General features: G+C 59.9%; 11 protein-coding genes and 2 pseudogenes. 8 read left to right on the top strand and 5 right to left on the bottom strand.

Annotation, left to right across the window (positions count from 1 at the left end; all coding sequences use genetic code 11):
* Positions 1 to 13 precede the first annotated feature (13 nt).
* The 4 genes and pseudogenes from NKI25_RS31030 to NKI25_RS31015 form a co-directional block, all read right to left on the bottom strand.
* Positions 14 to 1,180 (bottom strand): beta-glucosidase, encoded by a 1,167-nt coding sequence (locus NKI25_RS31030; protein ID WP_352625313.1) that lies wholly within the window; start codon positions 1,178 to 1,180, stop codon positions 14 to 16.
* Positions 1,177 to 1,449, bottom strand: a complete 273-nt coding sequence (minE, locus tag NKI25_RS31025; protein WP_352594038.1) for a cell division topological specificity factor MinE — start codon at positions 1,447 to 1,449, stop codon at positions 1,177 to 1,179. The genes NKI25_RS31030 and minE overlap by 4 nt, the downstream gene beginning before the upstream one ends.
* A pseudogene (locus tag NKI25_RS31020) lies at positions 1,446 to 1,619 on the bottom strand (septum site-determining protein MinD); the annotation flags it as partial. The gene minE and the pseudogene NKI25_RS31020, both read right to left, overlap by 4 nt.
* A 133-nt stretch (positions 1,620 to 1,752) precedes the next feature.
* A complete protein-coding gene (locus tag NKI25_RS31015; protein WP_352784238.1) occupies positions 1,753 to 2,277 on the bottom strand; it encodes a YciE/YciF ferroxidase family protein in 525 nt (174 codons plus the stop codon).
* A 1,667-nt stretch (positions 2,278 to 3,944) separates the two neighbouring features.
* On the opposite strand from NKI25_RS31015, the gene NKI25_RS31010 reads away from it, so the two are divergent.
* The 5 genes and pseudogenes from NKI25_RS31010 to NKI25_RS30990 form a co-directional block, all read left to right on the top strand.
* On the top strand, positions 3,945 to 5,120 hold the full coding sequence (locus tag NKI25_RS31010; protein ID WP_352625317.1) for a zinc-dependent alcohol dehydrogenase: 1,176 nt from the start codon (positions 3,945 to 3,947) through the stop codon (positions 5,118 to 5,120).
* 7 nt (positions 5,121 to 5,127) lie between these two features.
* The gene (locus NKI25_RS31005) at positions 5,128 to 5,688 is read left to right on the top strand and encodes a hypothetical protein (protein ID WP_353000253.1); all 561 of its coding nucleotides are present in this window, start codon (positions 5,128 to 5,130) and stop codon (positions 5,686 to 5,688) included.
* A 662-nt stretch (positions 5,689 to 6,350) separates the two neighbouring features.
* Positions 6,351 to 7,220: an MBL fold metallo-hydrolase gene (locus NKI25_RS31000; RefSeq protein WP_352594034.1), complete on the top strand. Its 870-nt coding sequence runs from the start codon at positions 6,351 to 6,353 to the stop codon at positions 7,218 to 7,220.
* Positions 7,221 to 7,573: 353 nt separating this feature from the next.
* Positions 7,574 to 8,026: a YidB family protein gene (locus tag NKI25_RS30995; protein ID WP_352707758.1), complete on the top strand. Its 453-nt coding sequence runs from the start codon at positions 7,574 to 7,576 to the stop codon at positions 8,024 to 8,026.
* 201 nt (positions 8,027 to 8,227) lie between these two features.
* A pseudogene (locus tag NKI25_RS30990) lies at positions 8,228 to 8,495 on the top strand (IS481 family transposase); the annotation flags it as partial.
* 220 nt (positions 8,496 to 8,715) lie between these two features.
* Here NKI25_RS30990 and NKI25_RS30980 read toward each other — a convergent pair.
* Complete coding sequence (locus tag NKI25_RS30980) at positions 8,716 to 9,414, bottom strand: type 1 glutamine amidotransferase domain-containing protein (RefSeq protein WP_353000251.1); 699 nt, start codon at positions 9,412 to 9,414, stop codon at positions 8,716 to 8,718.
* A 168-nt stretch (positions 9,415 to 9,582) separates the two neighbouring features.
* Here NKI25_RS30980 and NKI25_RS30975 point away from each other — a divergent pair, with 168 nt between their 5' ends.
* From NKI25_RS30975 to NKI25_RS30965, 3 genes are all read left to right on the top strand, one after another.
* The gene (locus tag NKI25_RS30975; protein WP_352707762.1) at positions 9,583 to 10,494 is read left to right on the top strand and encodes a LysR family transcriptional regulator; all 912 of its coding nucleotides are present in this window, start codon (positions 9,583 to 9,585) and stop codon (positions 10,492 to 10,494) included.
* Positions 10,495 to 10,857: 363 nt separating this feature from the next.
* A complete protein-coding gene (locus NKI25_RS30970) occupies positions 10,858 to 11,583 on the top strand; it encodes a phytochelatin synthase family protein (protein ID WP_352707764.1) in 726 nt (241 codons plus the stop codon).
* 524 nt (positions 11,584 to 12,107) lie between these two features.
* A complete protein-coding gene (locus tag NKI25_RS30965; RefSeq protein ID WP_352707766.1) occupies positions 12,108 to 13,964 on the top strand; it encodes a TPR end-of-group domain-containing protein in 1,857 nt (618 codons plus the stop codon).
* Positions 13,965 to 14,155 lie beyond the last annotated feature (191 nt).

Below are 14,155 nucleotides of genomic sequence, written 5' to 3'. Positions count from 1 at the left end.
ACTATCGGCGGGGCTATACCGCGCCTGCTGGCTCGTTTTCGAAGGCCTCGAACAATCGGCGCTGGCGTTCCAACTCGTCGGCAAGGGGCTTGTGAAGAGTGCGCGAACCGTCCGCATGAATGGTGGAGAACAAGCCTACTTCGGCGTGGCGCGAATTGTCCCAACCGGGGTAGGCCGTCACCGGGTACAGGCATATGCCCTGAATAGGTGCTCCGAGGCTCATCGCATCGCGCACTTCGTCGCAAACATAATGGAGCCAAGCCGGCCGTCCTGAGCCCTCGGCGCCGGTCTCGGCAATAAACATCGGCTTCTTGTAGCGCTCGTCGACCTCGGCCAGCATTTCCGAAAGCGCCCGGTATTCGTGGTGCCCCATCGGTATCGTTGGCCCATTCAAGTACCATTGGTTGTGCGGATAGAAGTTGAGGCCTATGACGTCGACAAGGTCCTCGCTGCCACCCAACTCCGGCTCCGCGCGCCCGACCAGCATGTCGTAAGCCTCGAACTGGCCCTGACGAGCATTTTCGGCGCGCCGCCGCTCGGCGCGAGTGCGGTCACGAGGAGCAATATGGATGAGCGGTTCAGCCCAGATGAACCTGCAACTGGGTTCGGCCTCCCGCATTGCTCTGATCCCGGCGATCGCTGCCCTGACAAGGTGGCGTTTGAACCATCCCCGCTTGTTCTGCCCGACGCGCGGGAAATAGCCGACCTCCACCGCCCATGCAAAGAACGAAATTTCGTTGATCGGACATACCAGGGGAGCCACTCCGGTGGCTAAGCGATGAACCCGAACAGCTTCCGCGGCGAAACGGACATAGGCCTCGACAAAGCCGAGGCCACCTTGGTCGACGTGGTCTGGCGAACCATAGTGGAAGATATCCCAGATAACCTGCACCCCGGCCGCTTGGGCTGCTTCGATCACCGACATCCAGCTCGACCAGTCAAACACTCCCGGCGCTGTTTCGATCAAGTGCCAGCGCAAGCCGTCGCGGATCGTGCGAAGCCCAAGCTCGGCACAGCGGCGATAGTCGCCGGATGCATGGGTGTCATGTGAGGTCGCACGGATCAGATCAAGGCGCACCCCGTCGGCACGACGATGCGAGGAACACTCGAAACCAGCCATGAAAAAGCTGTCGATGCCAGAAGGATCTGCCGCAGGCCGACGAGCCGGTTCCTCGTTCATACCGGCATCCTGTCGGCCAGGGATGGCGCAAGCACTTGCGTTCGGCGATCGCCCTTTGCCGGGTTCGGTCGCCTCTTCGATTTCGATTCGGCTGCCATCACGTCGACATGTTGGCGTTGCCGGGCGATCACCGCCATGATCTCCTCGCGCAACACGGAGACGAGATCGGGCTGGTTGCGGCTTCGACGCTCGTAAGCCAACAGCAGTTGCAAGCGTTCGCGCGCCACGGGCGCGCTGCCGCGGCGCTTGAAGATATCGAGCAGGTTCATGCTGCCCTCCTTCCCAACAGCCGGTCGAGGAGGCCCCTCCGCTCGAAAGGCAGAATGACCGGCAGGTCCTCGCCCTCGAGTCTTCTTGCCGCGTCGATATAGGCGCGTGCGGCGGGGTTGGTGTTTTCGCTGAGCGTAACCGGCGCGCCCACATTGGATGCGCGCAGTAGTACAATGCGGTTGGTGCCAAAACACGTGTGCTCGACAGGCAAGCGACAGAGGAAATGGCCAAATCCGAATTCGCTCCTTGCGCTGCTCAAGAAGATGCAAATTTCGGATTGGCCACCCCAGCAATACGCCACCTCACGCGGCCTGCTGCATTGCCCGTTCGTTGACGCCAGTTTCGCCGAGTTGGGTGAGCGCCTCATCGGTGGCTTTTTCTTCTTCCAGAGTCTGTTCCAGAAGTGGGACTGCGTCTCTTAGGCCGAGCAAGCCCGCCCACGTCACAAGAGTGCCGTAGCGCGCGATTTCATAATGCTCGACGGCCTGGGCTGCAGCCACGAGCCCTGCGTCCAATGCTGGAGCGTCTCCGAATTCCTCCAAAATCTCCTGCCCCTCCTCGATCATGCCATCGATCGCTGGGCAGGTCTTGCCCTGAGCCCTCTTGCCAAACGCGTCGAAAACCTGCTGCAGGCGATCGATTTGACCTTCTGTCTCGTCTCGATGCTTTTCGAACGCGGCCTTCAGCTCCTCGGACTCTGCGCCCTTTGCCATTTTCTTTAACGCGGTCAGAATCTTCCGTTCGGCGTAGTAGATGTCCTTCAGACCATCGTAGAAAAGGTCTTCCAAGCCCTTGGAGCTGCCTTGTGATCTTCTCGTCGTCGCCATTCTCATCTCCTGTTGAAAGCTATCGATGGATGTACGGCTCTAACGAGGCCAGTGCCTTGTTGTTCCTTCACCATGGCCCACAACTCGCTTGTCCTGCCAAAGCTGGAACGAACTGCTCATTCTTGAGTGGAGGCGCGTCTATTTTGGTCCGGTTAACCGATGTGAATGCGCATCTGAGAAACTTCCGCAATTGATGTGGGGTGAAGTTGAATTGGAGGTGTGTGGTGCGACGGCGTGAAGATCCTATCGAAAAATATGTCGGCACGCGAAGTCGCCGCCACCGCCTGATCTCGACAGAGCTCACCTTCATAGCGCCGAGGCAAATTGTTCCGACGCCCTCGATTTCAGACCGCGAGCTCGAAAACATGGTCGCTGGCCATGCGGTCAGTTGTGGTCTCGCCGTGGACTTCGATCATACCCGCTAATGTCAGATGCGACCTCGCGCCACGCGCGCCTACACTAAAGGCCTCCCCGACGTTCGAACCCGCCCCATTTACGACGTTCTGCCATTGTGAGTCCAAGGCCTTATGCGAAATGCGATCGCAATCGCCTCGGGTCCCACGTCGACCTGGCTCAGGCCCAGTTCCGCAATCCGGCAACCGCCAGCAAGGCGCGCGTTCCCGTGGCCACTTCGAGTTTGGCGGACGTTGTGCTGTTCCAGTCTCTCTGTCACCCGCGGGGGGGTGCTCACGGCTCGCGCGCAATGGATCAGGGATTGCTGCGCACGGTTGCAGTCGGCTGCTCGTCGTGCAGGTGATCGCCTCTTTCCTTCAACGTCCGCGCGACGCTTCGCCGAGAAGCTCCAGCACGCTGGCGCGTGGGCGACTGAGGCGGCTTCTCACTTGTTCCCAGCGCGCAACCGCATTTGCTCGGCGCCCACGGATCCGGTTCAACGGGACGGCCCGGTCTTTCACCGCCTTCATAGGATTTTTCGGGGTATGTATGTCGTTGACATGGCCCGCGCCCGGGAATAGGCGCGGGCCGATCGGACAACCCCGATCAGGCAGCTGGAGGAAAACGCTGCAGGAATCAAACCTTGCTCCGGCGCTGTTGTTCCAGCTCTGGTGCAAAAAAGGCTCGTGTCCTGTTCGCGGCTTGTGCACCGACACGTCCGGACCCAGCGCATGACATCCATATCTGCCGATCCCGATTTGAAAATCCCTGTGTCCATGTCCGGGCAACTTCCCTCGAGTATTCAGGTCTGCCCTGGCGCTAGCTGCGATTGCTGGATGTGAAGGTGAGATGGGCCTGCCAGCCTGGTCCTGTGGGTACATAGGAAGAAGATCACTGATGTCCCGGCAGATCACTGACCCTAGTTCGGCTGCGTCCAGGGCAAGGCCTTCGGCCTGAAGCCGCCACACCCGGTGAAACAAACCGCTGAGCCGGAGTCCATGTCCCAACCGGGCAGCGACGGCTGTGAAAGGACCCTGGTGCTCCGCGAAAACCGACTCTTCTGATAATGCGGGGCCGAGTTTTTTAAAGACGCGGGAACATCGATGCTGCCTCACGGGTTCGGCGCAGGAAACCTCCATAGTCCGAAGGAAATCGGCCGGGGTTGGCTCCGGAATGAAGGAAGCAGCCGTTTCTCAGCACCCGTTTGCGCGGCGTCAGTTCGGCCAAGGGCGTTGCCGGCGGCGCTGCAGACGGGCATCCACAGGAGATGAAGCATGCGGGCTCTCGTTTGGCATGGAAAAGAAGATATACGTTGCGACCAGGTTACCGATCCCGAAATCGAGGACCCGCGCGACGCCATTGTCAAGGTGACCAGCTGCGCGATCTGCGGCTCGGATCTGCACCTCTATCACAACTTCATCCCGGCGATGCTGCCTGGCGACATAATGGGCCACGAGATGATGGGAGAGGTGGTGGAAGTTGGATCCGGCGTAAACGGCGCCCTCAAGAAGGGAGATCGCATCGTCGTCCCCTTCACAATCATTTGCGGTGAATGCGAGCAGTGCAAGCGCAAGAATTTCTCGGTTTGCGAACGCACCAACCGCAACAAGAATATCGCCGACAAAGCATTCGGGCACACCACGGCCGGGCTGTTTGGCTATACCCATCTCACCGGCGGTTACCCGGGCGGACAAGCCGAATATGTTCGCGTGCCGTTTGCCGACGCCACGCATATCAAGGTACCGGACGGCCTCTCCGATGAGCTGGTCCTCTTCCTCGGCGACATCTTTCCAACCGGCTGGCAGGCTGCTGTTCAGTGCGACATCGAGCCGTCCGATACGGTCGCGATCTGGGGCTGTGGCCCGGTGGGGCAGATGGCCATACGCAGCGCCATCCTGATCGGGGCCGAGCAGGTTGTGGCGATCGACTGCCTGCCGGAACGCCTTTCCATGGCTGAGGCAGCCGGCGCCATCACAATCAACTTCAAGGACGCGAGCGTAATCGAAACGCTGAATGAGCTTACGGGTGGCAAAGGGCCGGACAAATGCATCGATGCCATCGGGATGGAAAGCCATGTGTCACTTGGCCAACCAGACACTCTCTATGATCGCGCGAAACAGATCATGCTGATGGAAAACGATCGCCCACACGTGCTGCGGGAGATGATCTATGTCTGCAGGCCGGCCGGCGTCATCTCAATCCCGGGCGTGTATAGCGGGTTCGTCGACAAGATCCCGATGGGCCAGGCCATGAACAAGGGCCTGACTTTCAGGATGGGCCAGACGCATGTGAATCGCTGGGCCGACGACCTGCTGCGCCGCATCGAAGAAGGTCAGATCGACCCCTCCTTCGTCATCACCCACACGGTCGGGATCGAACGAGGACCCGAGATGTACAAGGTATTCCGCGACAAGCAGGATAGTTGCGTCAAAGTCGTACTGAAGCCCTAGGAGAGCCATGAACATGCTTACCAAATTCGGCAATCTCAGCAGATCGCCAAGCGACCCCAGGGTGGTAAAGTCTGGCCCGACCGCGCTCACAGCCTCCGATATGCTTGCAAGCAAACTCGGCTGGTTCAGCATAGCGCTGGGTGTCGCCGAGCTTGTGGCCTCCGAGCGGATCGCCCGCGCACTCGGAATGCGCGGCAAGGAGAGCATCATCCGTGCCTACGGGGCGCGGGAAGTCAGCAGCGGCATTCTCTCGCTGTCGGTAGACAAACAGGCAGGCCTTTGGAGCCGTGTGGCCGGTGACGCGCTCGACATAGCAACACTCTTGCCGGCGTTCCGGCGCGACAATCCAAAACGTGACAATGTCGGCCTTGCTCTGGTCCTCATCGCCGGTGTGACGCTCATCGATTGGTTGAGCGCCCAAAAGGTAAGCGCCCGGCACGCTCGCGGCCGCGCGCAACCGCAGGATTTTAGCAACCGCAGCGGCTTCCCACGCGGAGTGGCCGCCGTGCGGGGCCTTGCGCGGACGGAGAGGTCGACATCTGCCGGCCAGAACCGACGTCCTGGTTGACCGGCACCACGCCTGTCCTCCTTCTCTGCCGTCGCCGCTGCCCGAAATGGCCGTGGGTCAACAGGATGGCAGCCGGTCGGGCGCCACTGCCAAAAGGTCTCTCGGCGACATCGACAATAGTATTCCGGACATTTGGCTGCCACCGCAGTCCGTCGCGGATGGTGCGAAGGCCGAGTTCGGCGCAGCCGCGGTAGTCGCCCAGGGCATGCAAATTATGCGAGGTCGCACGAATAAGATCGAGGCGAACTCCGTCCTTGCGCCGGTGCGAGAGCACTCAAAGCCTGCGATGAAAAACTGGCGAAGCGCGAAGCTTGCGGAACCGGAGCCTCCACCTGGTGCTCGTCCCTGCGCCCCACTTCGCTCATTCGAAGTCTCCTTTCAGCAGTCGGCTTCTAACTCGGCCGTCTTGTTAGGACCGGGAACCGCGTTGGCGAAATGCCGCATCCAATCGGGCGCGCGCCATCTTCGTTGTCCAGTCCAGCTCGTCCTTGCGTGACCGGGTAATGCCGAACCGATTGGTCGAGCCTTTGTTCCTGTGGTGGACTGTCCGGAGCTGGGTGGCGAATGAGGAACAAGGAGGGACGTGCCAAGTTCGGGGCGATGTACCACCGCCGCCGATCTACTCGAGCGGCTGCTCAGCAACAAGAGAGGCACGGGATCACATGACCGTTCAGATTCGACTTTCCGAGATCGACCACGCCAGGCGCGAGGATCTTGGCGACGGCGCTTGGAGCATCGCACCGGACTTGGGCTATCTGAGGCTAGCAATCGTCAATGTCGTGTTCTTCGGCGCACCGGGCAGCGGAGATCGGAACTGGATGCTGATTGATACCGGGTTGCCGACGTCCCGCAGCAGCATTCTTGCGGTCGCGGAAAAGCGGTTTGGCACGAACGCACGGCCAGCCGCGATCATCCTGACCCACGGCCATTTCGACCATGTGGGAACGGTTCTAAACCTTGCGAATAAGTGGGACGTGCCTGTCTTCGCGCATCCACTCGAGCGCCCCTATTTGGACGGAACCGCATCCTATCCGCCACCGGATCCCTGGGTCGGGGGTGGACTTATGGCGCTGCTTTCGCCGCTTTTTCCACGCGGGCCAATTGATCTTGGCAACCGTTTGGAACTCTTACCTGCCGACGGATCGATCCCCGGAATGCCCGGATGGCGATGGCTACACACACCCGGGCACGCTCCTGGGCATATCTCGCTCTGGCGCGAGAAGGACCGCTCGCTGATCGTAGGGGACGCTTTCATCACCACCGGTCAGGAGTCAGTCTATGAGGTCGCCGTTCAGGATCTTGAGATGCACGGTCCGCCGCGCTACTTCACGCCGGACTGGGATGCGGCGGAAAGATCCGTGAAGCACCTGGCTGCCCTGAACCCGCAGATGGTCATCAGTGGACACGGTGCGGCTGCTGCGGGAGTGGGCATGCGTCAAGCTCTTGACAGCCTGGCTGAGCGGTTCAGGGTGTTCGCCGTCCCGCCGAAATTGAAATTCGTGCGCGAGCCGGCGGCAGTCCAAGGTAGCTGAGGCTAACCGAGCCGCCGTCGTTCTGAAATATCGTCAAGTTGGGCAGACTCTATTTCTCGAGCCGGTAGAGTTACCCGTCGGGTCGCGCCCCCCACCGTCGCCGACAAACTCTGACAAGCGGAACAAACCCGGAAGGCGCCGGGTTAGGGCGTTCGATCGGCGCAGGGCGACTGCGGCCAAGCGCCCCGAAGTTCCGCGTCAGGAGAAGACGTCAGATGGAAAACGAGTACCCCGAGGACGCGTCCTCTCCGCCGTCGAGCCGACCGGCAAGAAGTTGTTCGAGCCCACACGCGTCGGCATCCGCCAAGACTTGGCTTCGATTCGCTCATGGGCCAAAACCGTGGAGGAGACCAATGGCAAATCTGGGAAGATTGGCGATCGCGATGCTTGGCGTTCTGGCATACCAAAATCGCGACAAGCTCTGTGAATTGATTCCGGGAGCAGGGTATCTTAACCCAAACGACCCACAACGCAGAATTCTGGCTCAGATAACGAATGGCGTGTCGAGGGCTGACCTTGGTGAGATCCTCGAACGGTTCAGGGAGGTGGGGGCAGGATCGAAGGTCGACTCGTGGGTTGGCAGCGGGCCAAACCAACCGATCGAGCCAAGGGAAGTCGAAGCGGCAATGGACGAAGGTACACTCAGATCCATGTCGATGCAGACGGGTCTTTCGCGCGAGGAGCTAATCAGAAGCATTGCGCGGGATCTACCCGAGACAGTCAACGAGATGACGCCGAATGGTGAATGGACGCCTGAGCCGACACAAGGCTTGGATAAGTCGACCCTGCTCGACAATGTATCCTAGGGGACACAGCTAGGAATGCAGCCGGAGATCCAGGGTGGCAACTCTACACCGGGAATCCAATTGCTCGGACGCACCCAGTTGGACAGCCCGCCAGCCAAGTTACCGGCCTTGGGAAGGCTCGTCGGTCCTGTCCCGTCAGGTGGTGTAGCTCGGGGGTTACGAAGCCGCTCGCGAGCGCGCCGTTAGTAGCGCGTGAGCGGCTCGCCCGCCACCATCAGGCGGGTTCTCAAGCGTGCCGGCTGTCGCGGCTGAGCGATATCGAGCCGGACCGAACCGGTCCGACGCTACGAGCGCGAGAACCCCGGCGAGATGATCATATCGACATCAAGAAGCTTGACCGCTTCAGCCAAGTCGGCCAGGCATCACCGGTGATCCGCAAAAGGGTAAGTCTCGGGGCGCCGGCTGGGAGTTCGTCCATGTCTGCATCGACGACGCGTCCCGCATCGCCCTTTCGCAATCCTGCCATGACCCCGTCCTGGCGAACAAAGGACAGCAGATGCCCAGACGAGTCGACGACAGCGATTGAGCAGGGAACATTCAGCGCGCGAGCGGCGGCCATCGACCTCTCGATCATCTGCTGGGCATCCGACAGCAATATCGTGGAATTGACGGCAGGACATGACAAACTCCGGCCTCCGAAGGTGATCTGCCGACGCGAGCCGTTAGCAGATCACGATGTTTCCAATCGCTCAGGCGGTCTTTGCCTTCATTTGGCTCAGAGCAGCCAAAAGCGCCTCCGCTGCCTCACTCGATGATGCCGGGTTCTGACCGGTGATGAGCTGGCCATCGACGACTGTGTGCACGCCCCAGTCCTTGATCTTGGAGAAGACCGCACCGAGGCTGATGAGCTCGTCCTCGACGAGGAACGGCACGACCTGCGTGAGGCCTACAGCCTCTTCCTCGCTGCTGGTGAAGCCGGTCACGTATCGGCCTTGAACGAACGGCGTGCCGTCGGGATTGGTTACGCGACACAGGACGCCCGGTGCATGGCACACGAGGGCGATCGGCTTGCCGGCCGCGATGAAGGATTCGATCAATCTGATCGAATTCGGATCTTCGGCCAAATCCCATAAGGGGCCGTGGCCGCCGGGGTAGAAGACCGCATCGAAGTCCTTCTGGTCGACGCTGTCCAGGCGCACAGTTTCTGCGAGGTGCGCCTTGGCAGCCTCGTCGGCGTTGAAGCGTCGCGTGAGGTCGGTCTGGAACATCGGCTCGTCGCTCTTCGGGTCGAGAGGTGGCTGGCCGCCCTTCGGCGAGGCGAGGGTGATCTCGTTACCGGCGTCTTTGAAAACGTAATATGGCGCTGCCAGCTCTTCGAGCCAGAAGCCGGTCTTCTTGCCGGTGCTACCGAGAACGTCGTGGGAGGTGAGTACCATTAGCACTTTCATCGTTTGCATCCTTTCGTCAGGTGATGCCGCGCCATGAGGCGCCGTGGCCGGTTGCACTGAAGCTCGATCAGCCGCATCGGCTTGTCGATGAGCCGATAATCGCACCTGCCCACATATTTCAGAAATTTACTTCTTTGATTTTAGATATTCAGATGGGATTATATCTCGATGAGATACAATCTGAACCTGCTCCCGGTTTTCCTGGCCCTGATGGAGGAGCGAAGCGTGACACGGGCAGCAGCGCGACTGGGCATCACCCAGCCGGCGCTGTCCAATTCGTTGAACCGCCTGCGCGACACCCTGCGGGATCCGCTGTTCATCCGGGAAAGGTACGGCATAAAGCCGACGCAACTGGCCGAGGAGATCGCTCCGACAATCGAAGCAGCGCTGGCGCAACTGGACGATCTCATTTTGAACCAGCAGGAGTTTCAGCCAGCAAAGGCCGAACGACTGTTCACGCTTGCTCCCAACAGCTACGTGGAGCTTGTGTTGATGCCGGCCCTTGTCGCGAGGACCCGGGAGCTAGCGCCTGGCATCAAGCTCCGCATGACAGCTTTTGGCAACGATCTCGCCGAAACCGGCATCATTTCCGGTACCACGGCGATGGTGCTTGGCCGGATCATCGATCCGCCGGACAATCTTGTCGTCCAGCATCTTATCGACGATGGGCTCGCCTGCGTGGTGCGCAAGGACCATCCCGACGTACGAGACCGTATTTCCCGAGATCAGTACGAGAGACTCAAGCACGTGAACGTGCTCCCACCGGGCCGGCTGCGAGCGGGCCTCTTCCAGGCATTGGAGCAACAAAACCTCAAGCGAGAGGTTGCCGTTTCTGTCACGCACTTCCTAGCCGTGCCTGAGATGCTTGCCGTCACGGACTACTGCGCAACGCTGCCGAGCCTCATCTGCCGGAGCCTTGAGCGGGATCCGCGCCTGAAGGTACTACCCGCGCCCGTCGACCTCGGCACTTTTCCAGTGCAGATGGGTTGGCACGTTCGCTACCGCCACGACCCGGCCCACAGGTGGTTGCGTTCGATGATCGGCGAACTGGCAAAGGAAATGACTTCGGAAGCCACCTAAGTTGGCTTTCTTGTAGTCGTGTTGCTGTCCGCCAAGAGCCATCAGTGCCGGTTGCCGCGAATGTCGGCTGTCAGGCAGCGAAATGGGCTGATGAAGGGCAACTCTGGGTCAGATCGCGTCATGCGACGCTCGCAACTGAACGACCGCCAAAAGGGTCGAACTCGGTCGTTCAGAGCGATTTGGATGGTTTTGGCGGCGAGAGCAGCCGGCCATGAGGAGATCCCGAACTTTGAACGAAGTTGTCGGCCGGGCGCGCCGGATACGGCCCCTCCTCTCGAACCCGACCTTCGACCCCGAACGGGGATGGTGATACACGCCCGTCCTTCTGGTATAGTGGCACGATCACCCAGCGGAGACGTTGCCATGTCTAAGCACTTCGTTCATGGGGCAGTGGTCGCATTGGGGCTGTTCGTCACCAGCGCAAGCGCCGAAACCCTGAAGCTTCCTGACAATCTGGCCGGCTTTAGTTCTGATATTGGCGAAAACTACTTCGTCGAAAGCGATGCACGGGAGGCCTATTTCCCTCTCGCAAGCAACTTTCTGACGCAGAAGACACAGTCCTATTGCGGTGTCGCCAGCATCGTCATGGTGCTGAACGCGCTCAATGTACCGGCGCCTTCGGTTCCGGAGTACGAGCCATATCGCACTTTCACGCAGGACAATGTCCTCGATGAACGAACGGACGCCATTCTCGCCCGAGATGTTTTGGCGAAGAAAGGTATGACCCTCGATCAGATCGGTGGAATTCTTGCGACGCAGCCGGTCAAGGCAGAAGTCCATCATGCCGCCGACAGCTCAGTCGACGAGTTCCGCAAGCTGGCGAGTTCCCATCTCGGCCAGTCGAACCATTTCGTGATCGTCAATTACCTCCGTAAGGCAATCGGACAGGAGAAGGGCGGCCATATCTCGCCGCTAGCAGCCTATGATGGGAAATCAGACCGCTTCCTCATCCTTGATGTCGCACGGTATAAATACCCTCCAGTGTGGGTGAAGACATCTGAGCTTTTCGATGCCATGAACACCCAGGACTCCGACAACGAGAACAAGACCCGCGGCTTCGTCCTGGTATCGGCGGCTTCTGTTCAATAGTGATCACCGCCTTCAACGCGATCATCCAGTCTGTGAGCGAGGGGTCACGCGCATTGATGCGGGACCCCACAAACCATCCCGCCCCCGCCCGCCGATGAACCCGGTGGGTGCCGACCCGGCATGCGCTCGCCCCGGCGGCGGTGGTCTCACACGCTGGCGTTCTAGGGTCAAACTCTACCAACTGGCTGCCGCCAATGGCCGAGATGGATGGTTTGTTGCTGTTCGCCTCGTCCACTGGAACGAGTAAGGTGCGCCAGTAGCGGACCTTCCAGAACGTGCCTGTCGACTTCGGATAGGTGCAGTAAGCGGACGCTCCGTGATCGCCGTAAAAAAATCCAAAGGCCGCGGTGACACTTTTGACGCACGGGCTTTCATCGCTTCCGCTGTCATCTCCGTGACCACGCCTCGTCTGCACCTAAGTTTCAATGCTCTCTCTTCCGAATATTACGAGGAGCGGATTTAGCGTGATGCCGCTGCTGTGAGAACCTGCTACCCTGACTCGCCGTAAAATAGGCTAGCCGCGCATGGAACGAAGACTTAGCGCAATACTTGCCGCTGATGTGGTCGGTTACAGCCGGCTCATGGGTCTCGACGAGGGCGGTACGCTTTCGGCGCTCAAGACGCATCGGCGAGATCTGGTCGACGGCAAGATCGCCGAGCACCAGGGTCGGATCGTGAAACTCACCGGCGACGGCATGCTGGTCGAGTTCCAGAGCGTGGTGAACGCGGTCGCCTGCGCGACCGACATCCAGCGCCGCATGCGCGAGCGCAACGCCGACGTGCAAGAGGAGCGGCGCATCGAATTTCGCATCGGTATCAATGTTGGCGACATCATCTTCGATGACAACGACATATATGGCGACGGCGTCAACGTCGCGGCGCGAATTGAAAGCATCGCCCGGCCCGGAGGCATCGCGATCTCCGGCGCGGTTCGCGACCATCTCGGCAAGAATCTTGATCTGGATTTCGAGGACACGGGGGAACACGAACTCAAGAACATCGACCGGCCGGTCAGAGTCTACCACGTCGCACTCGCCGCACCGTTCAGCTTCGAGAACAGCGCACTGACAGCATCGCCTGAGAGGCGCGAGAAGGAAAAACCTTCAATCGCCGTCCTGCCGTTCACAAATATGAGCGGCGACCCCGAGCAGGAGTATTTCTCCGACGGAATTACCGAAGACATCATCACCGACCTGTCGAAAATCTCTGGCCTCCACGTCCTCGCCCGCAACACGGTATTCACCTACAAAGGCAAGCCGGTGAAGGTGCAGCAAGTGGCGCGGGAACTCGGTGTCAAATTCGTGCTTGAGGGGAGTGTACGCAAAGCTGGTCAGCGCGTCCGCATCACGGGACAGCTTATCGACGGGGCGGATGGCGGTCATGTCTGGGCCGATCGATACGACCGCGAACTCACCGACATCTTCGCCATCCAGGACGAGATCACTCACACCATTGTCGATCAGCTCAAGGTCAAGCTGCTGCCAGCCGAAAAGAAGGCGATCAAGGCGGCTCCCACTGACAATGTCGAGGCCTATACCTATTATCTGAGGGGGAGAGAGTTTTTCCACCGGACGTCCAAGACCTACTATGTGCTGGCCAAGCGAATGTTCGGCAAGGCAATCGAGCTCGATCCTCTCTATGCGCGCGCCTATGCGGGCATTGCGGACTGCGACTCCTTTCTCTTCCTAAATTACGACGAGAAGGTCTCGCTCGAGAGCATTCTCGCCAACAGCGGCAAGGCGCTCGATATCGAAAGTGGGCTGGCCGAAGCACACGCGTCGCGTGGTCTCGCTCTCTCGGTCGGCCAAAGATATGAGGAGGCCGAAAAAGAGTTCGAACAGTCAATCACCAGTGATCCCAATCTGTTCGAAGCGCACTATTTCTACGCGCGCGCCTGCTATGCGCAAGGCAAGCTCGGGCAAGCTGCCGACCATTACGAACGTGCAGCCGAAATCAAGCCAGACGACTACCAATCCGTTGTCCTGCTTTTGCAGGTTTATCATTCTTTAGGGCGGCCGGAAGACGAAAGGCATGCGGCTCGCAGAGGCGTGGAACGCGCCGAACGCGAATTGGCGAAGTACCCTGAGAACCCCCGGCCGGCCTATCTCGGTGCCAATGCTCTCGCCTTCCTTGGAGAAGTCGAGCGTGCAAGGGAATGGTCCGCACGGGCACTGGCTATCGATCCGGACGATATCCTGACGCAGTACAACACCGCCTGCCTTTGCTGTTATTTCGGCGAACTCGATCGGGCGCTCGATCTGCTGGAACGCCTGCTGCCTCACGCCAATCACGAGACCAAAGCGTGGGTGAAGCAGGATTCTGACTTTGCGCCACTGCACGAACATCCGCGCTGGCAGCGCGTATTGGAGCTGGCAGCTTAGCCATTAAGCCCTGCCTCACAAGCGATGACCGGCCACATGCCTGACCTTGGCCGCACAATCGTGTCTCTCAGGGGAGTATGAATAGCCGCTAGTCTCTCATGTTCCCTGTCAAGGTTGAAGGCAAGAAGGCTCGCCTGCTTGGCAGGTTTGCGAAGCAGTCGGACCGGCTGAAGCTGCACAGGGCTGGGGGT

This window comes from Mesorhizobium sp. M0808 (assembly GCF_040320025.1).
In the GTDB taxonomy this organism is placed as follows: Bacteria; Pseudomonadota; Alphaproteobacteria; order Rhizobiales; family Rhizobiaceae; genus Mesorhizobium.
This window is presented reverse-complemented; position numbering and strand designations above follow the sequence as displayed.